The 19334-nt window shown below is 38.4% G+C and carries 19 protein-coding genes; 13 read left to right on the top strand and 6 right to left on the bottom strand.

The window, feature by feature from the left end; genetic code table 11:
* Positions 1 to 25: 25 nt before the first annotated feature.
* Together B5X70_RS04925 and B5X70_RS04920 are read right to left on the bottom strand one after the other, a co-directional pair.
* Entirely contained in the window at positions 26 to 1102 is a 1077-nt protein-coding gene (locus B5X70_RS04925; RefSeq protein WP_079556772.1) for a mechanosensitive ion channel family protein, read from the bottom strand.
* A gap of 23 nt (positions 1103 to 1125) precedes the next feature.
* Positions 1126 to 1869: an SIR2 family NAD-dependent protein deacylase gene (locus tag B5X70_RS04920; RefSeq protein WP_079556771.1), complete on the bottom strand. Its 744-nt coding sequence runs from the start codon at positions 1867 to 1869 to the stop codon at positions 1126 to 1128.
* Positions 1870 to 2121: 252 nt separating this feature from the next.
* Here B5X70_RS04920 and B5X70_RS04915 point away from each other — a divergent pair, with 252 nt between their 5' ends.
* The 3 genes from B5X70_RS04915 to B5X70_RS04905 all read left to right on the top strand — a co-directional run bounded on the left by B5X70_RS04915 (position 2122) and on the right by B5X70_RS04905 (position 5311).
* Complete coding sequence (locus tag B5X70_RS04915; protein ID WP_079556770.1) at positions 2122 to 2313, top strand: cold-shock protein; 192 nt, start codon at positions 2122 to 2124, stop codon at positions 2311 to 2313.
* Positions 2314 to 2601: 288 nt separating this feature from the next.
* On the top strand, positions 2602 to 3777 hold the full coding sequence (locus B5X70_RS04910; RefSeq protein ID WP_079556769.1) for a PP2C family protein-serine/threonine phosphatase: 1176 nt from the start codon (positions 2602 to 2604) through the stop codon (positions 3775 to 3777).
* A 97-nt stretch (positions 3778 to 3874) separates the two neighbouring features.
* Entirely contained in the window at positions 3875 to 5311 is a 1437-nt protein-coding gene (locus B5X70_RS04905; RefSeq protein WP_079556768.1) for an amidophosphoribosyltransferase, read from the top strand.
* A gap of 207 nt (positions 5312 to 5518) precedes the next feature.
* Here B5X70_RS04905 and B5X70_RS04900 read toward each other — a convergent pair whose 3' ends face one another.
* Positions 5519 to 6163, bottom strand: coding sequence for a sulfite exporter TauE/SafE family protein (locus B5X70_RS04900; protein ID WP_079556767.1), 645 nt, complete (start codon positions 6161 to 6163; stop codon positions 5519 to 5521).
* Between the two features lie 424 nt (positions 6164 to 6587).
* On the opposite strand from B5X70_RS04900, the gene B5X70_RS04895 reads away from it, so the two are divergent.
* From B5X70_RS04895 to B5X70_RS04880, 4 genes are read left to right on the top strand one after another with little or no spacing between them, the layout of a single operon-like run.
* Positions 6588 to 7055, top strand: a complete 468-nt coding sequence (locus B5X70_RS04895; RefSeq protein ID WP_079556766.1) for a MaoC family dehydratase — start codon at positions 6588 to 6590, stop codon at positions 7053 to 7055.
* Between the two features lie 6 nt (positions 7056 to 7061).
* Entirely contained in the window at positions 7062 to 7547 is a 486-nt protein-coding gene (locus B5X70_RS04890; protein ID WP_079556765.1) for a PaaI family thioesterase, read from the top strand.
* A 19-nt stretch (positions 7548 to 7566) separates the two neighbouring features.
* Positions 7567 to 8361, top strand: a complete 795-nt coding sequence (locus B5X70_RS04885) for a M48 family metalloprotease (RefSeq protein ID WP_157666537.1) — start codon at positions 7567 to 7569, stop codon at positions 8359 to 8361.
* Between the two features lie 18 nt (positions 8362 to 8379).
* The gene (locus B5X70_RS04880) at positions 8380 to 9543 is read left to right on the top strand and encodes an RtcB family protein (RefSeq protein WP_079556763.1); all 1164 of its coding nucleotides are present in this window, start codon (positions 8380 to 8382) and stop codon (positions 9541 to 9543) included.
* A 452-nt stretch (positions 9544 to 9995) separates the two neighbouring features.
* Here B5X70_RS04880 and sucD read toward each other — a convergent pair whose 3' ends face one another.
* Complete coding sequence (gene sucD / locus B5X70_RS04875; protein ID WP_079556762.1) at positions 9996 to 10865, bottom strand: succinate--CoA ligase subunit alpha; 870 nt, start codon at positions 10863 to 10865, stop codon at positions 9996 to 9998.
* A gap of 292 nt (positions 10866 to 11157) precedes the next feature.
* Here sucD and mnmE point away from each other — a divergent pair, with 292 nt between their 5' ends.
* On the top strand, positions 11158 to 12570 hold the full coding sequence (gene mnmE / locus B5X70_RS04870; RefSeq protein WP_079556761.1) for a tRNA uridine-5-carboxymethylaminomethyl(34) synthesis GTPase MnmE: 1413 nt from the start codon (positions 11158 to 11160) through the stop codon (positions 12568 to 12570).
* Positions 12571 to 12710: 140 nt separating this feature from the next.
* Positions 12711 to 13472, top strand: a complete 762-nt coding sequence (locus B5X70_RS04865; protein ID WP_079556760.1) for a metallophosphoesterase — start codon at positions 12711 to 12713, stop codon at positions 13470 to 13472.
* A gap of 53 nt (positions 13473 to 13525) precedes the next feature.
* Here B5X70_RS04865 and B5X70_RS04860 read toward each other — a convergent pair whose 3' ends face one another.
* Both B5X70_RS04860 and B5X70_RS04855 read right to left on the bottom strand, forming a co-directional pair.
* Entirely contained in the window at positions 13526 to 14050 is a 525-nt protein-coding gene (locus B5X70_RS04860; RefSeq protein WP_079556759.1) for a DUF6557 family protein, read from the bottom strand.
* Complete coding sequence (locus B5X70_RS04855; RefSeq protein ID WP_079556758.1) at positions 14050 to 14790, bottom strand: transposase; 741 nt, start codon at positions 14788 to 14790, stop codon at positions 14050 to 14052. Before B5X70_RS04855 ends, B5X70_RS04860 begins: the two co-directional genes overlap by 1 nt.
* Before the next feature lie 323 nt (positions 14791 to 15113).
* Between B5X70_RS04855 and B5X70_RS04850 the strand changes: the two genes are divergently transcribed.
* From B5X70_RS04850 to B5X70_RS04835, 4 genes are all read left to right on the top strand, one after another.
* The gene (locus B5X70_RS04850; protein ID WP_079556757.1) at positions 15114 to 15326 is read left to right on the top strand and encodes a helix-turn-helix transcriptional regulator; all 213 of its coding nucleotides are present in this window, start codon (positions 15114 to 15116) and stop codon (positions 15324 to 15326) included.
* Positions 15323 to 15652: a HipA N-terminal domain-containing protein gene (locus tag B5X70_RS04845; protein WP_079556756.1), complete on the top strand. Its 330-nt coding sequence runs from the start codon at positions 15323 to 15325 to the stop codon at positions 15650 to 15652. The genes B5X70_RS04850 and B5X70_RS04845 overlap by 4 nt, the downstream gene beginning before the upstream one ends.
* The gene (locus tag B5X70_RS04840) at positions 15649 to 16596 is read left to right on the top strand and encodes a HipA domain-containing protein (protein ID WP_079556755.1); all 948 of its coding nucleotides are present in this window, start codon (positions 15649 to 15651) and stop codon (positions 16594 to 16596) included. The genes B5X70_RS04845 and B5X70_RS04840 overlap by 4 nt, the downstream gene beginning before the upstream one ends.
* Before the next feature lie 729 nt (positions 16597 to 17325).
* Positions 17326 to 19329, top strand: coding sequence for an ATP-binding protein (locus tag B5X70_RS04835; protein WP_079556754.1), 2004 nt, complete (start codon positions 17326 to 17328; stop codon positions 19327 to 19329).
* Positions 19330 to 19334 lie beyond the last annotated feature (5 nt).

Raw genomic sequence — 19334 nt, 5'->3', positions numbered from 1 at the left:
GGTATAACCAATTTCGCTCAATTGTTTATACCTGTTTTTTGGATGATGAAGGTTCATCATCTACCATTTTCACACGTGTTCTAGGTAAATATTCAGGATAGCTTAATCTTAGAAATTCGAGCAAATCTTCGCGAAGCTTAACTCTTAAATCCCATGCCGAAGGTGAGTCTTTAGCGCTGGCAAGAGCACGAAGCTCCATCGATTTTTCGGTACAATTGGTCACCTGTAGTACTTTTACATTTCCATCCCACCATGGATTATTCGCCAATGCCTCATCCATATATTCTCTCAATTTATCAACCGGAAAACCATAATCAACGTAAATAAATACAGAACCTAAAATATCGGCCGATTGCCTTGTCCAGTTCTGAAAAGGGGTATCAATAAAGTAGTTGACCGGAACCATCAACCTTCGTTTATCCCAAATGGCTACTACCACATAGGTTAATGTAATCTCCTCAATTCTCCCCCATTCTCCTTCAACAATCACAACATCATCAATTCGTATGGGTTGAGTAATGGCAATTTGAAAACCAGCCAAAAGCATTGAAATGCTTTTTTGCGCGGCAAAACCAATGATCAAGCCTGCAATTCCTGCCGATGCCAACAAACTGACACCAATTTCACGGATGGTTTCAAAACTCAACAAAATCAGAGCCAATGTAATAAACAAAATCAGAAAAATAGATATTCGCTCAAAAACTCTCATTTGAGTGTGCATTTTGCGAGCTTTCAAATTGTCAGATTCATTCACATCATATCCGGCAATGACAGCAATTTTGATAGCTTTAACAATAGAAATCCCAAGCCATGACATAACTGTTAAAAACAGAATATATAGAATGAGGCCAATTTTAATTCCATAAATATCTGTCACTCCAATATGAGATCTTATAAAAACAATGGCTATTAATAACACCAAAGCCTTAAAAGGATACTGTATTACAGATGCAATATTTTTCCATGAAGGGTTTTTATTCTCTTTTAGAATCCGCTTCATAATACGATACAACCAAACGGATAAGATAAAAGCTGCAACTAAAAATACAGCGGACATCAACAGTAAGCGAAAATGTTCATTTTCAAAATTAAATAATTCCATCTCATTTAATTTTAGGTGTTTATTTATTCTTTTATAACCCCAACCAATTCCTCCAAAATCAAGCCTGCCTTTCCCTGAAGATGAAAGTCAGTAACATCTCTTGTAAACAAAGACTCTTCAGGATTCACCTCGATAATAACTGCACCATTCCGTTTGGCAACCACCGGAACAGATGCAGCAGGCATTACTTCCCCTGTACTACCAACAATGATGCAGACATCTGCATTTTGTGAGGCTTCCATACTTTTATCGTATGCAATTTGAGGGATGCGTTCTCCAAAGAAGATGAAATCCGGCTTTATCAAACCATTGCATTTATCGCAAGTGGGTGGCAATTGAGAAAAATCTGCATCAACAGAAGGAAAATGATTATTACAGTTCATACATACAAGTCGTTGGGAGTTTCCATGAAACTCCCAAACTGTTTCAGAACCGGCTTCCTGATGCAAATTATCAATATTCTGGGTAATGATACATTTAAGCATTCCTGCTTTTTCAAGCCATGCCAAAGCATCATGGCCTTTATTAGGCTTGGCATTTCCAATAAAATCGTAAAAAATCTCTTTTATTATAGGCCAGGTTTTATCAGGATGTTCAATAAAATAGCTCAAATCAAGATTAATTGGGTCATATTTACTCCATATGCTGTTTTCCCCCCTAAACGGCGGAATACCACTTTCAACAGAAATACCTGCTCCGGTAAAGGCAATACAATATTTGGACTCTTTAATAATTTCAGCAGCATTCTTTAGTAAATCTATTTGCATAAGCAGAATATTGTCATATTATTATGATTCAAAATCATGCAGAATGCAAGAAATCTGCAATTCTGACTAATAAAGTTAAGAAAATTTGAGGAAAACCACCACGAAATCAATGAATTATTACAATCACAACACACTAATAAAGTGAGCTTTATATAATATTTCACAAAAGAAATCTCAAATAAATTAAAATTATTCGTTCAGAACCAATTATTTACCGTATGTTTGTATCATTAAATTTATATCATTATTATTATGAACAAAGGAGTAGTAAAATTTTTCAACGAAACCAAAGGTTTTGGTTTCATCAAAGATGAAAGTTCATCTGAAGAGTATTTCGTACACGTTAGCGGATTAGTTGATTCTGTTCGCGAAAACGACGAAGTTGTTTTTGACCTTACTGAAGGCAGAAAAGGATTAAATGCGGTAAATGTTAAGCTGGCTTAAGTTTATATCATTATAAAGTATTTATGATTTTTAGGCTCCCTGTTTTATAAACAGGGAGCTTTTTATTTATATGAAACGAGCCATTTAGAATGCTTAGACACACAGGAGAATCGAATCCCGATCCCTCGGGAGCAACTAAAAATCGAAATATAAACAGATGAATATTCAAACTGTAATTTTTTGTCTGGTAATTTCAAATTTGGGTATGCATTTCATCAAAACATTTTGTATATTTAGTAATAAGCAAAAAAGAAACTGGGGCAAATTTGAACTTTAACCAAAATCAGCATGACTGATAGTTCAATCAGGATATTACTAGTAGATGATTCCAATCTGAATCTGGAAATTCTGTCGGATGCACTCAGGAGATATAATCCCATTACCGCCATCAATGGAGAAAAAGCCATTGAACTTGCAGCTCAGCCCCCTCCTCCCGATTTAATTCTTTTAGACATTATCATGCCCGGCCTGAACGGAATTGATGTATGTAAGCAGTTAAAACAAAATCCGAAAACAGCTGAGATCCCGGTCATCTTTATCACAGCACAATCAGACTCCACAACAATTCTTCAAGGTTTTGAAGTCGGCGCAATAGACTATATCACAAAACCTTTTAACATTCCGGAATTAATGGCAAGGGTGAAAACTCAGATAACCATTAAATTAGCCAGAGATCAGAACCGCAGATTGATGCAGAAGATCGAGGGTATGAATCAGAAACTTACCGACAGCATCAGGTATGCACGAAAAATTCAACATGCCAGTTTGCCAAAACAGGATTTTCTGAAGAAAAACATGCCGGAGCACTTCATCCTCTTTAAACCTAAAGACATTGTTAGTGGAGATTTTTACTGGATTAAGAATATTGATAATAAATTGGTGATTGTTGCTGCCGATTGCACTGGTCACGGAGTGCCGGGTGCAATTATGAGCATTTTTGGGATTGCATATTTACATGAAATCATAGACACCAATAAAGTGACTCAACCTGCTACCATTTTAAACTCCCTGCGGAGTACTTTGATTGAATCACTCCAACAGGACGAGACCAGCGAAATAAAAGATGGCATGGATATATGCATTGTAACTTTGGATAAAGGAAAGGGAGTTCTGGAGTATGCTGCAGCATTTAATCCTTTATACAAAATACGTGATAACAAAATCACTGTTTTTCCTGCCGATCATATGCCGGTATCCATTGGTGAAACCGATAATCCATACACTCATCACGCCATTCAATATCAGTCGGGAGATTGTTTCTATCTGTTTACCGATGGTTTTGTGAGCCAGTTTGGCGGCCCAAACAATAAAAAAATCAAACACCAACGATTCAGGGAAATGTTGCTGAACAATTATCATCTTCCCATGCAGGAACAACTCAAAATCTATGATGAATATTTTGAAACCTGGAGAGAGAGTCAGGAACAAGTTGATGATGTTTTACTTATAGGAATTCGATTATAAATATTGTGCATAGAAGCTGTTTGAATTGCCTTTATTAGCCACCTGATACCAATTTTTAAACTATCTTTACCGCCTCAAAAATAAACTTCAATTTATCATGAGCGGATTTTTCGGCAGCATCACCAAAAGCGATTGCGTAATGGATGTTTTTTATGGCACCGACTACCATTCCCACCTGGGAACCAAACGTGCCGGGATGGCTTTTTTCGATGAGAAAAAAGGTTTTCAAAGAGCCATACACAGTCTTGAAGATGGATATTTCAGAAATAAGTTTGACAATGATATAAAAGGTTTCAAAGGGAACTCTGGAATTGGTGTAATTAGTGATAATGAAGCTCAGCCCATACTCGTTTCGTCCCACCTTGGGCGTTTTGCCGTTGTTTCAGTATGCCGAATTGCCAACATTGATGAATTGGAGCAGCGGTTTATTGATCAACGTCACACATTTGCCGAAACCAGTCAGGGAGCCGTGAACCCAACCGAACTGGTTTCAAAACTGATCGCAGAATGCAGCGATTTTGTTTCCGGAATAAACAATGTTTTTGATCATATTGAAGGTTCGTGCTCTCTATTGATTTTAACAGAAGATAAAATCATTGCTGCACGCGATCGTTTAGGAAGAACCCCTATTGTTGTCGGAAAAAAAGATAATGGACATGCCGTTACCTTTGAAACATCTGCCTTTCCCAATCTTGGATATGAAATGGTTCACAATTTGGGTCCCAACGAAATTGTTGAAATAACAGCAGACGGATACACCCAACTTCAGGAAGCCGGGAAAGACATGCAAATATGTTCGTTTTTGTGGGTTTATTATGGGTATCCTCCATCCTTTTACGAAGAAATCAATGTTGATGAATCGAGATACAAATGTGGCGCAGTTATGGCAGTGGATGAAGATGTTAAAGCTGATTTTGTGGCTGCCATACCCGATTCAGGAATCGGTCATGCCATGGGATTCAGCAATAAAACCGGAATTCCTCTTAAAAGGCCATATTCGAAATATACCCCCACCTGGCCTCGCAGTTTCATGCCTCAAAATCAAGAAACCCGCGAATTGGTGGCTAAAATGAAACTCATTACCAACCAATCAGTTATCAAGGATAAAAAAGGAATATTTCTGGACGATTCCATCGTAAGAGGGACGCAATTAAGAGACAATGTAAAGGATTTACATGCCGGTGGAATTAAAGAGATTCACATGCGCATAGCTTGTCCGCCTTTGATTTATCCATGTGAGTTTCTCAATTTCAGCAGATCGAGAACAACCCTCGATTTGGCCACCAGGAAAGCCATCACCCATATTGAAGGAAATGAAGACGTAGATCTGAGACCTTACACTGACATCAAAAACCAGAAATATATTGATATGGTGGAACAAATCCGTAAGGATTTGGGTTTAACATCGTTAAAGTTTCAGAAATTGGATGATTTAGTAAAAGCCATTGGACTGCCAAAAGAGAAATTATGTACGCATTGTTGGGATAATTCAAGCTATTTTTGCGCTTCGAAAAAGAAAAATTTTGAAGGTTGATAGGCTGTTAGGTAGATAGGTGAAGAGGTTGTTAGACATTAGGTTGAGAGGCGAAGAGTTGTCGGAGAACGGAAGCCGGAGAACGGAGATGAAGTGTAGCGAAATTCCGCACAGCGGAACCAAAGACCGGAAATTGAACGTAGTGAAATTTTCCGAAGTGCAACCGAAGACTAGATGTATGTGATTCGGTCTAGTTGCCCTGATTATCTATAATCCCAACACTTCAATAGCTAATCCTGACATAAATATTACAATTCCAGCGATGGTGTGACTGTATTTCTCCAATGGTTTTAACGACACATAACGTAAACCATAAATCATAATAAATACAGCCCCCATCATCGTTAAAAGAGTAGTTATTCCAAACACCAGGGATACAGAAATTAAAGCCCCCGTGCTTGCATTAGCGGCAGGATACATCAAAACCGGAATCAGCACCTCGCATGGACCCAATATAAATATGATGAATAGCACCCATGGAGTTATCTTTTTTCCTTGATTGTTCTGTTTAAGATCTCCACTCTTGTTTGATACCCAGTATCGCATTCCCCACAAGGCATATATAAGGCCGAAAGCAATCAAGCCCCAGGCAGCAAGTCCATCTCTGAACTCCTCAATCAAAACAAGTTTTTCAAGTTGAGAGCCAATTGCAATTCCAACCAATCCAATGATTACAGAACTTAATACATGACCTGTTCCACAGATAAAAGTCCACCAAATTGTTTTCCCCACACTCCAATCACGTGCTTTGGAAATGGCAACAAAAGGTAAATAATGATCAGGCCCAAGTATGGTATGCACGAATCCAAGTGATGCGGCAGTTAATAGTAATATCTGAAATTCTGCAGTCATAGAATTGGTGTAATTTAAATTGAATAGTAGATTATAAATATAGTTCATTCCAATTACGAATTCCTTCCGGCCAACAAATAAAACCCTACTCAAAGAAGGGGATAATAGAATTCACTGCTATCTGATTAAGTTTTTTTATAATGATAATCTTGTAATAGCTTTCTCACCTAGCTGTAAACAACAGGCTATTACGTTTTGATAGGGGATTGGGAGATGGTGGCAAAGCCGCCATCACCCAATCCCCCACTTTGACCTCTTGAAAGTTTTGTCATTTCGAGCAGAGCGAGAAATCTATATTATTTAGTCGGTCAGTAGTGATAACTTATGGTTATCAAAATCCGATGAAAACAATTCTATTATGGTTGTTTCACTTCTTTTATTAGTTTTGTAGCTTTATCTTAATTAAAATCAAAACTAAAATTCAATGAGCAAAGTTATCATCAATAGTTTCGAGGAGCTGGAAAAACTGGTAGGTCACGATTTAGGAATTTCTGAATACCATGAATTTACCCAAGAGCAAATCAACCTGTTTGCCGATGCTACATTAGATCATCAATGGATACACACAGATAAAGAACGCGCTGTAAAAGAATCTCCATTTGGAGACACCATTGCCCATGGATATCTTACGCTATCCATGTTGCCACATTTATGGAACCAGATAGTGGAAGTCCGGAATCTGAAGCTGCAGGTGAATTACGGTATTGAAAAATTCAAATTCAACCAGCCTGTATTGGTCAACAGCAAGGTGCGATTGGCAGCCAAAGTTATAAGCGCTATTAATCTTCGCGGAGTTACCAAAGCCAACATTGGTGTTAAACTTGAAATAGAGGGAAATAAAAAACCGGCCTACGAGGGGGAAATTGTATTTCTGTACCATTTTAACTCATAATTTGTTGTGAAAAGAGCCATTGTAAATCCGTTTGGCACGAAAATAGATGAGAGAGGAATATGTTTTGGCTGTTCAGAGCATAATCCCATTGGATTGCACATGTCTTTTTTTGAAGAGAACGGAATGGTTTGTTCAGAATGGTTTCCGGATAAGAAATTTGAAGGCTATAATGGAGTAATTCATGGTGGCATACAAGCCACCATGATGGATGAAATTGCAAGTTGGTATATCTACACGCAATTAAATACCGCAGGTGTCACCAAAAGTTTATCCACTCATTACCATGAGCCTTGTCGAATCAGTTCTGAACCAATTCTTATCAGAGCTGTTTCACATAAAAAGCAAAACAGGCGTGAAGTGGCTATAGAAACCGAAATATTGTGCGGTAACCAGTTATGCACATCCGGAACCATTGTTTATGTGCTGTTTCCGGAAGAGATGGCCAAAACAAAATTCAATTATCCCGGGATTGATGCGTTCTTCACAAAATAATTTAATAACAGTCAAAAGCATGAAGAGAAATAGATTTTTTGTTACGCTGTTAACAGTTGTGTTACTAAGCAGCTGTAATGATGGGAAAGTTAATTTTTTCACCCTGAATCAGGACGTGGAGTTTGGCCAACAGGTGGTGGCAGAAATTCTTGCAAATCCACAAGAATATAATGTGTTGCCGCGACAAGGAAACGAAGAGGCGTATGCCTACCTCGAAGGCATTCGGGATAAAATACTTGCATCTAAGGATATACGATACAGAGACCGGTTTCAATGGGATATTTATATCATCGATCAGGATGTTTTGAATGCTTTTGCTTTGCCGGGTGGCCCTACCTTCTATTACACCGGACTGATGAAATATCTGGATGATGAAGCATCTCTGGCCGGGGTTATGGGACATGAAATTGCCCATGTTGATCGCAGGCATGCCACCAACCGAATGACAAAAATGTACGGTTTCAGCATTTTATTTTCGGTGCTTAGAGGAGATAATGAATCTCTGTTGGGAGATATCGCGGAATCTTTGGCAACCGGGGTTACCGCTTTGGCTTTTAGCAGACAGGATGAATTTGAGGCAGACGAATATGCCGTTCGCTACCTCTACCCCACCGAATTGGACTCCAGAGGCGTTGCTTACTTTTTTGAAAAAATGGATTTGGCCAAACAATCACGTGTTGTTACTTATTTAAGTACGCACCCCGATCCAGGCGACCGTATTTCTGAAATTCACAGACACCATCAGCGATTGGGAGGAAAAGAAGGTAATCCATTTACTAAACGCTACCAGGAATTTTTACAATTACTCCCTTAAAAATCTAAACCGATAGCCATGGAAAAGGTGATTTCCACTGAAAAACACCCCATCAAACTGTGGCTTAAAGAGATTGATGAAGATGCCTTAGAGCAGGCCCGGCATTTGGCCAATCTGGACTTTACCTTTCGTCATGTTGCTTTAATGCCCGATGCCCATACAGGATTTGGAATGCCCATCGGGGGTGTTTTAGCCACAAGAAATCATGTCATCCCTAATGCGGTGGGTGTAGATATTGGATGTGGAATGTGTGCAGTTCCAACAGAGTTAAGAGAAATTTCACCTCCTCAACTAAAGGAGGTTCTGTCGGGTATTCGTAAACGAATACCCGTTGGCATGAAAAGCCATAAAAAGATGCAGGATATGCATCATATGCCTAAATGGAAAAATCTCCCAAATATTGTAGAACAAGAATTTGAAAAAGCCAGAACTCAGGTAGGAACTCTGGGTGGCGGTAATCACTTCATAGAAATTCAAAAAGGCAGCGATGGTTTTATATGGATTATGATTCACTCAGGAAGTCGAAATCTGGGTAAAACCGTGGCCGATTACTACAATAAGCTGGCCAGAAAACTGAACGAGAAATGGCAATCATCAGTTCCTAAGCAGTGGGATCTGGCTTTTTTATCGCTCGATTCGGAGGAAGCAAAGGACTACATCTCAGAGATGAATTACTGCATCGATTTTGCATTGGCCAACCGAAAACTAATGATGCATTTTGTTCAGGAAGCCATCAATGAGGCCATTGGTAAAGAGATATCTTTCGGAGGCATCATTAATATCGCACACAACTATGCCTCTTTTGAGACTCATTTTGACGAGAAGGTTTTGGTACACCGAAAAGGAGCTACAAGAGCTTTTCCCGGTGAAACGGGTATCATACCAGGTTCACAGGGAACCTCATCCTACATTGTAGAAGGTGTTGGAAATCCTGAAAGTTTTATGTCGTGTTCCCACGGTGCAGGTCGTCGTCTTGGAAGGCGACAGGCACAACGGCAACTTGATTTTACTACAGAAGTTCAAAAACTTAACGATAAAGGAATTATTCATTCCATACGAACACAAAGGGATCTGGACGAAGCAGCCGGAGCATACAAAGACATTGATGAAGTGATGATGAACCAATCCGACCTGGTTAAAATTAAGCTTAAACTAGAACCGCTGGCAGTGGTGAAGGGTTGATGATAGAATAGGTTTTAGGTTTGAAGTTTAAGGTTTATGCGCGTAGCGTAGTCCCGCTATGGTGAAAAGTTTTGAGTTGCGGGTTTGTAGTTGATGGTTCTGGTGAAATGAGATGTATGCGTGGAATTCCCCTTATAGGGGGCTAGGGGAAAGCGAGGAGGGATAGTTTTAAGTTTAGAGTTGAGGGTTTAAAGTTCTAGGTTTAAGGTTTAGGGTTTAGGGTTTAGGGTTTAGGGTTTATAGCTTGAGGACTGTCTCGAGCTGAATAGGTTTGAGGATTTGCTATCATACTGAAAATTTGATGTATGAAAAACAAAACACCATTTATAAAAGATTGCTCCTTTGTAAATGGTGTATTACTTAAGCATTTTTTGTTTGATTATATGTTTCAGCGATAAGTTTTGTGACCAGAAATGGTCACGAAAGACCTATATTTTTTCATATCTAATTCATTATTTCATCGCCTCCTGCATGGTTTTACCTAAATGTGCAGGATTATCCACCACATGGATACCACACTCTTTCATGATTTTCATTTTTGCGGCAGCTGTATCGTCTTTACCACCTACGATGGCTCCGGCGTGTCCCATGCGTCTGCCGGGAGGAGCTGTTTGTCCGGCAATAAATCCAACTACAGGTTTTGTCCCATGTTCTTTAATCCAACGCGCGGCATCGGTTTCCATGCTTCCGCCAATCTCCCCTATCATGATAATGCCTTCGGTGTCGGGATCATTCATCAGCATTTTAACTGCATCCAAAGTGGTAGTTCCAATCACCGGATCGCCACCAATTCCAATGCAGGTACTTTGTCCCAATCCAAGTTTGGTTAACTGATCAACAGCCTCATAGGTCAATGTACCTGATCGACTTACAACACCAATCCTCCCCTCTTTGTGAATAAACCCGGGCATGATTCCGACCTTTGCTTTTCCGGGTGAAATAACTCCGGGACAGTTGGGCCCAATTAAAATGCTCTCTTTATTTTCAAGAAAAGCTTTTACCTTGGTCATATCCGACACCGGAATGCCTTCGGTGATGGCGATAATAACTTTAATTCCGGCATCAGCGGCCTCCATAATGGCATCGGCAGCAAAAGCCGGTGGCACAAAAATCACCGAAGTGTCGGCTCCGGTGTTCTCTACTGCCATTTGAACGGTATCAAATACCGGAAGCCCCAAATGCATTGTTCCACCCTTACCGGGTGTAACACCGCCAACAATATTGGTACCGTATTCCATCATTTGTCCGGCATGAAAAGTTCCTTCTCCCCCGGTAAATCCTTGTACTATTATTTTTGAATTGTTATCTACCAATACGCTCATAAGTAAAAAAGTTAAGTTTCGGATTAAATTTAATATTTGTTATAACAGGTTCCAAATCGCAATGTTCATTTAATTGCCCATGAACGATTAAAAATAATAACTTTGTAACAAGAACAGAGTTTTAGAAAGAAGCATTTTAGAATTAAACCTTTGGCACCTGAATTGGCTGTTTAAAATTTATAAATCAAAAAGATACTCATTTACAAATGACTAAATATTCTTCGCTTGACAGCCTATTAGTTGACAACATTTAAATACAGGAAAATTTCATCGAATATAGTTTAGTAGCCACATGACAACCAACGATACCATCTGTGCCATATCCACTGCAAAAGGAATGGGAGCCATTGCTGTAATAAGAATTGCAGGGGAAAATGCATTTAAAATAACCGACATCATATTTAAACCGGCAAAAAAAGGTAAAATCATTACAGAGCAACCGGCCAACAGCATTCATTTTGGGACAGTTTGCGATGGCGATAGTGAGATTGACGAAGTTTTAGTATCGGTTTTTAAGGCTCCTCACTCTTTTACTGGGGATGACATTATTGAAATTGCTTGTCACGGAGCGCCATACATACAACAACAATTGCTTCAGCTGCTCACAAAACATGGAGCCCGGCTTGCAGAGCCGGGAGAATTTACCCAACGCGCTTTCTTAAACGGAAAAATGGATTTGAGCCAGGCTGAAGCGGTGGCAGACCTAATTGCTTCGCAAAGCGAAGCAGCTCGCAGAGTTGCTCTACAACAAATGCGCGGTGGGTTTTCATCTGAACTTATGCAACTGCGTGAAAGGCTTCTTTGGTTTATATCTATGATTGAGCTGGAGCTTGATTTTAGTGAAGAAGATGTTGAGTTTGCCAATCGTGATGAGCTTAATGAATTAGTAGATGAAATCACCTCACATATTGAAAGATTGGTGAAATCATTCTCCCTTGGTAATGCCATCAAAAACGGCATTCCTGTAGCTATAGCCGGCCATACCAATGCCGGCAAAAGTACATTGTTAAATGCTTTGTTGAATGAAGAAAGAGCCATAGTATCAGACATACACGGAACCACCCGTGATGCCATTGAAGATACCATTAACATAGAAGGCATCTCTTTCAGATTCATTGATACAGCAGGAATTCGCTCTACGGCCGACGCCATCGAAAACCTTGGTATTGAATTAACTTATAGCAAAATAAAACAGGCCTCAATAGTCCTTTTGTTGGTAGATGTAACAGATGCCGATGAGAAAATTCATGAAGCCATTCAAAATATTCTTTCAAAACTGGAATCGGACCATCAACAATTAATTGTGGTTGTAAACAAAACCGATCTGGCGAAAGACGATGAGATAGAAAGACGTTTCTCCCATAATGCTTTCAAAGAACTTACCGGTAATAATACCATATTACCAATATCAGCAAAATTCAAAACAAACCTCGACAATCTAACAATTGAGCTTCTGCGTACAGTTAATCTCAGTGCCATTGATTCCGATGATGTAATTGTAACCAATGCACGCCATCATGAAGCCCTTTCCAATGCTTTGGAAAGTATAACCCGCGTAAAAGAAGGCCTTAACAGCAACATTTCCGGTGACTTTTTGGCTCAGGACATCAGAGAAGTGCTACACTACCTCGGCAGCATCACAGGCCAGATCTCAACAGATGAGATTTTAGGAAATATTTTTAAGAATTTCTGTATCGGAAAGTAACAAACTAAAATAGAGTAGTTCAGAAAAGAATCAAAAGATATAAACATTCTTTGATATACTTCTTTGATTTGATAGTCAAGCGTATAAGTCAATAAAAAATCGTATATTTGATAGGTAATAGTAAACATTCTTGCTCTTTTATGAAGATACAATACTGCTCAGATTTGCATTTAGAATTTGCACAAAATGCTCTGTTCTTACACAAAAACCCAATTAAACCCATCGGAGATATTCTTATTCTGGCCGGAGACATTACCTATTGGAGTAAAAAACACTTTAAACATTGGTTTTTCGATTATGTAGCCGATAATTGGAAGGCTGTATATTATGTTCCCGGAAACCATGAGTTCTATTCCGGGAAGGACTTGAGAATTTTGGATGAACCAGTAAAAGAGGCTATTCGGGAGAATGTTTTCCTGGTTAATAATGAGGTCGTATCATTAGACGATTGTGATTTGTTCTTTACTGCCCTCTGGTCACATATTCCTGAAGAAAAGAGTTTGGTTGTAGAATCTTGCGTCAGTGATTTTCGTCTGATTAAATATCATGACCGACAACTGACTGCTAACACTTTTAATCATCTACATGCCCGAAGCATTGAATTCCTGCGAAAGAGCATCTCTAGGTCAACTGCAAGATATAAAATTGTGGCAAGTCACCATGTGCCCAGTCATATAGTCAACCCTCAGGAATATAAAAATTCGGATATAAATAGTGCTTTTGTTTCCGAGCAAGCAGATCTTATATTTGACCACCAACCTGACTATTGGATTTATGGTCATCATCATGCCAATATGCCGGAAACGCTGATGGATAATACAAGGCTTGTAACCAATCAGCTATGTTATGTGCATTTGGGTGAACACTTTAATTATCGGAGCGATGCTTATATTAAACTTTAAATCAACACTTTACGCAAGTTTAGATTTTTAAACGTCTGAAGAATCGAATGTTTTCATCTGTTTTTTTGATGTTTTTTAATAACATCATCTAATCTGGTTGTGTTCAGTTTTTTTTCTTCTGGAGTCATTTCATCATACTCCTTCGCAATTTGTCTAATCTTGTTCATTTCTCCATGAATCTCTTCCTGATCAAATCCTGCAAATGTCATTTCGTTAAGACAATATGCAATAATCTCAAGTTCTGAAAATAACTTCAATGATTCAGGATTAACAGGCATTCCCATCCATTCCTGCCATGGCGTGAATTCTATTGCAAGTGAATTTGAGTATTCATCTGTCCTCTCATTCGGGTTTGTATAATAACCTGAAACATCAACATACTCAGAATTGTCATAATCATCATGAACCCATTGCACATCTATTGTAACATTGCTCTCCTGTATCGGTATTGTTTGCAGCTTGCAAAACACATTTTCATAATCATCCAATAAATCATTTTGATCCGGGAACAGAGTCTCCAATTTCAGCTTAATGCTCAGCCATGAATGGGATTTAACCAATTGTCCAAATGTTGTCATCAATGTTTATTTTTGTAGTTATTAAAGGTATCTTCATTCCATTTTGCCGGATTATTTACAATATATTTACGGATTCGTAGAAACGAATCGTGGTCACGAATAATATGGTCATAGAAACGTGGTTGCCACGAAAAATCGTATCCCAAACGTTTGACGTGTCTGGTAACTGCCGATTTATACGAACCAATTATCGATGACAGGGTGTTTTTTCCCTGGTTTTGGAATCGTTGTTGTCCAATGGTTGGTGGTTGTGGCGGATGGAATGTTTGTATTGTTGGTGGGCATTGCGGGCATTGCGGGCATTGTAGAGACAAGGCATGCCTTGTCTCTACGTTATCCAAACCATTACCGTCATCGCGCCCGTTATCCAAACCATCACCACAATCGGCAATATCGTAATTGCGATGGACGTCATCACCGACATCAATATTATCGATATTTTCGTTTTTTGGATCATGTTTATTTTTTCCATTTAAAATTAAAATACCATGGATATGGTTGGGCATAACCACAAATTCATCCAATTCCACATTTTTTACATGGTTAACAATTTCGTACCACAACTGTTCTGCAATTATACCAATGCCAGACAAATTCACTTTACTATTCACTATATCTCCAAAATAATGTACCCGGCTTTTTGTGCAAATTGTAATAAAATAGGCCGCATTCCATCCGTAATCCCAATTTTGTAAACGGGTGGATTCTATTCGGTATTTATTCTGGAATTTATCGGCCATGGTTTTAGGTTTTGTATAGCCATTTACAAAATAAATTAATAATTGAATATCTAAAATCTAGAACACCGGAACAATCCCGGCAGGAATTTACACACCCTAAATTAACGTTTTTAAAGAAATGAACGAAAAGAAAACAAAGGAAATGAATCGGATTCACCTTCCATTTTCATAAGCCGCTCTCAAAAGTAATTTAGCAACTAATTCTTTAAAATCATTCCACTAATTTATATCTATTCGCATACAAATCAACTAAATTTGCAAAATTTATATCTAAATAGATATAAATTTCATATATTTGCAAAAAGTATATCTAAAGACATATAATGAACCAATTAGCCAACTTTGTAAAACAGCGCCGTAAAGAGGTAAAACTCACTCAGGAAGAATTTGCTGAGCGAGCAGGAGTGGCTTTAACTGTCATACGGAAGATAGAACAGGGAAAAACCAGTTTAAATCTGGATAAGGTGAATCAGGTTCTGGCCATGTTTGGCCATGAGGTGGGCCCGGTTGCCATTAATAAACCGCGTGAGTCATGAGAAAAGCCAGGATATATTATCAGGACATATATGCCGGATTATTGGTTGAAACGGACGATGGTGAATATGAGTTCACTTACGACAAAGCCTATGTTCAGAAATACCCAAATCAGTTTCTAACTTTCACCATGCCTGTTTCCAATAAAACATACAATTCTAACCGGCTATTTCCTTTCTTTGAAGGTCTTATACCTGAGGGATGGCTTTTGGAGATTGCCTCTCAAAGTTGGAGAATTAATCATAATGACCGCATGGGTTTATTGCTGGCCTGTTGTGGAAATTGTATCGGCGCTGTGAGTGTGTTACCTATGAAAGAAGAGTTATGAACCATCATAAATGCCTGTATTGTTACGAACCCATAACGGGTGATAGCGAATTTCATGAATCTTGCAGCCGCAAGTTTTTTGGTTCGCCGCAACCGCCTGTGATTCCATACTCTTACAATGAAATGACTGAGCTGGCGAAAGAGGTGGTTCAAAGAAGCATTGCCGTTCCCGGGGTTCAGCCAAAACTATCCATGAGCATCATTAAAGATGCTCAAAACCTAAAAGGCAAAAGGCTAACAGTAGTAGGCGCTCTTGGTGGAGACTTCATCTTTAAACCACCATCAACTGATTTCCCGGAAATGCCTGCCAATGAACATGTGACCATGCGCATTGCTGAGGCTTATGGCATTAATGTGGTTCCATCCAGTCTGATAAGGCTCCATTCGGGAGAGCTTTCGTACATCACAAAAAGGATTGACCGGACAAGGGACGGCCAAAAAGTACACATGCTTGATATGTTTCAGATAACGGAGGCATTCGACAAGTACAAAAGTTCCATGGAAAAAGTTGGAAAGGCTTTGGGTTCATACTCTGCCAATCCACTGCTCGATAAGCTGTTTCTCTTTGAACTAACAATTTTCAGTTTTCTGACCGGGAACAACGATATGCACCTGAAAAATTTCTCCATGAATCAAAATCATGAGAAATGGGGCTTGGCTCCTGCTTATGATTTGCTGAACGTGACTATCATTCTTCCTGATGATACAGAAGAGTTGGCATTGACACTTAATGGTAAGAAAAGCAAACTCACCCGTCCGATCTTTGAGGGTTTTGCAAAAGAGATGGGGCTAAACGAAAAACAAATATCAAGTGTATTCAGTCGTTTTCTCAAGAATTTACCCAAAGCTGAAAACCTGATTGAAGCTTCTTTCCTATCGGAACCGTTGAAAATAAAGTATTTGGAACTATTGAAAAATCGGTATCAAACATTGTTTCATAAGTAGATTGCATGTATGATATATTTACAGCATATTTACAATTTGAAATCATATCGGCCAACTCAAAGCGCTGTCAATATGAACTTTGAAACCTATTAGCATTTTCTGTATCGGGATATGTGCATATGGGGGAGTATTATAAGAATCGGAATGATGCTGTGATTGATGTTTATTAAAAAAACAAAAATGATGATATAGTCACTGATTTAAACAATGATGAAAATTCAAATGCAGGATTTCAGAATTAGTTCAACTGTTTTCAAGTATCGTTCAATGCAACAAACCGCTATTAGATAAAACCTTTTTGACACCAAAATAGATTAAACAAATTGTTGTGGCTGATTGTGATAATTTGAATCTAGAAACTCTCTGTCCCCAAAAATCAAATAAATTACCAAATCTATATTCAATATAAAAATCTCAGGGATATAAATAAATCGTATCTAAAGGTATATAATGCCTAACAAATAGCTTATGTTAACAAAAAACATGTAGAAAGACCTTAAACAAAACGATTCCTTTTTTCTTGAAAAAGATCTGACAACATTTTACAATAACTAAAATTCTGAATATATTTAATACGTATAAAAGAAAAAGCGTAATATATCAAAGCTAAAACTTTGTTCATACTTACTACTAATCATCTGTTTGCAATGCGGAATAGATATTATTTTAATATTTATCACCTTTTAAAAAAGCAGTTGTGTATATTTATATTCCAACAAAATAAATAGTATGATGAAAAAGAAAAAATGCTTTTATTATACCTCCATGTTTCTTTTTATTTCCACATTTTATCTTTTCTCTTCTGCCAGGACAGGTTATACTGCTCAATCACCCGAAGACCTAATGACAAAGATTGATTCTCTGGAGCAATTATTGCTTTATGAAGAAGCATGTGTCCTGACTCATGAACTTTTAGAACAATATGCCAATTTTGACGAGACTGATCGAGTATTGCTTTGCAGAGCCTACCTAAAAAAAAGCTTTTGCTTTGGGGACGAAGGTAAAACAGTGGAAAGCATAGTAGTACTGGAAAAAGCGCTTGCTATTGCAATGCAAATTAAAGATTCAACCCTTTTGTCGATAGGTTATCGTGAGCTGGGTTACAGATCGACAATAGCAGGAAACTATGAGCAGGGGTTTGAGGCATATAGAAACGCCCTGGAAATAGATACGAAGCTTAATGCATATGAAAACATAGCCATAAGTCTGAATGCAATAGGGAAAATTCATGAGCTGTGGAAGCAATTTGACAAAGCGTTGGACTTTTTTTATCAGTCTCTTGCAATTGCTGAACACCTAAATAATCTTGATCAGATAGCCATAAGAAAGGCCAGCATAGCATCTGCTTACAAATCAATGCAAAATTTCGATCTGGCTCTTGATTATCTTGAGAGATCTCTGGCACTTGAAACTGAATTAAACAATGAAGTGCGCATGGGCTACAGGATGGATCAAATGGGTGAAATCTTTACAATTCTGGGGGATTTTGAAAAAGCCGAAGAGAAGCTGCTTTCGGCTTTGGAAATTTTCCGGAATAACAGAATTCTTGTTTCTGAAAGCATCGTTCTTAATCACATTGGATTCAACTACATGAAGAAAAATGATTATGAAAACGCGTTGAACCGCTATATTGAAAGCCTTGCCATAGCAGAGCAAACAGGCTTCAATAATATGAAACAAAAAAACCTGAGGGAGCTTTCATCACTCATGCAGAAAAAAAAGAACTACTCTGAAGCCCTTGAGTATTACAAGCAATTTGTAGCTATCAGAGATTCCGCATTTACCGAACAAGCCCGCCGACAGTTGCTCGACTTTCAGGTGAAATACGAAAGTGAACATAAAGAAAAAGAGCTGGCAATTATGAACCAAAAAAGGCTTGAAGACCAACTAAAATTAAATCAAGCCAGACAACAGCACATTTTAATGTTTGGGATCGTTACCATTTTGATATTTCTACTTGGCACTTTGTACAGCAGATTTCAAATTAAAAAGCGTGCTCAAATTAAACTTTCTGAAGCAAACAGGCAGCTTAATCTAATGAATCAAACCAAAAACAAGTTTTTTACTATCCTTGCTCACGACCTAAAAAACCCGATCTATGCATTCCGAAACATTTCAACTTCTGTTCACGAGAACTATGCTGAACTTAGCAGAGAAGATTTAAAATATTACACCGGTGAACTTAAAAACACATCTGAGAAATTGTGTGCATTCCTAGACGACCTTTTAAAATGGGCAGCATCCATCACCGGTCGACTTGTACCTAAAGCAGACTCGATTGAGCTTAAACCGCTATTTGAAAAATTAGTCGATCTTTGCAGCCCTATGGCAAAGTCTAAGAAACTAAGCATAAGTGTGGACATACCTAATGGACATCTTGTTTGGGCAGACAGGAACATGATAAATACCATTTTCCGAAATATCATCTCAAACGCGATTAAGTTTACTCCTGAGAACGGATGGATAAAAATCCAAAGCAATATGCAATCAATCCATACGGAGATAAAAATATCGGACAGCGGAATTGGAATTCTACCAAAAGATCTGCCAAAGTTATTTGATATCGGCAATGACCCATCCAGAATTGGGAATAGCAATGATAAAGGTATGGGATTCGGACTGTTTCTATGCAAAGAATTTATAGACAAGAACAATGGAGAAATAAGAGCCGAAAGTCAACCCGGTAATGGGACTATTTTCCAAATAGTATTGCCAAACAAACAACCAAAATAACGAAT

The sequence above is a fragment of the Alkalitalea saponilacus genome, assembly GCF_900168165.1.
GTDB classification, from domain to species: domain Bacteria; phylum Bacteroidota; class Bacteroidia; order Bacteroidales; family Marinilabiliaceae; genus Natronoflexus; species Natronoflexus saponilacus.
The sequence above is the reverse complement of the archived record's forward strand: the minus strand, read 5'-3'. Positions and strand labels throughout refer to the sequence as shown.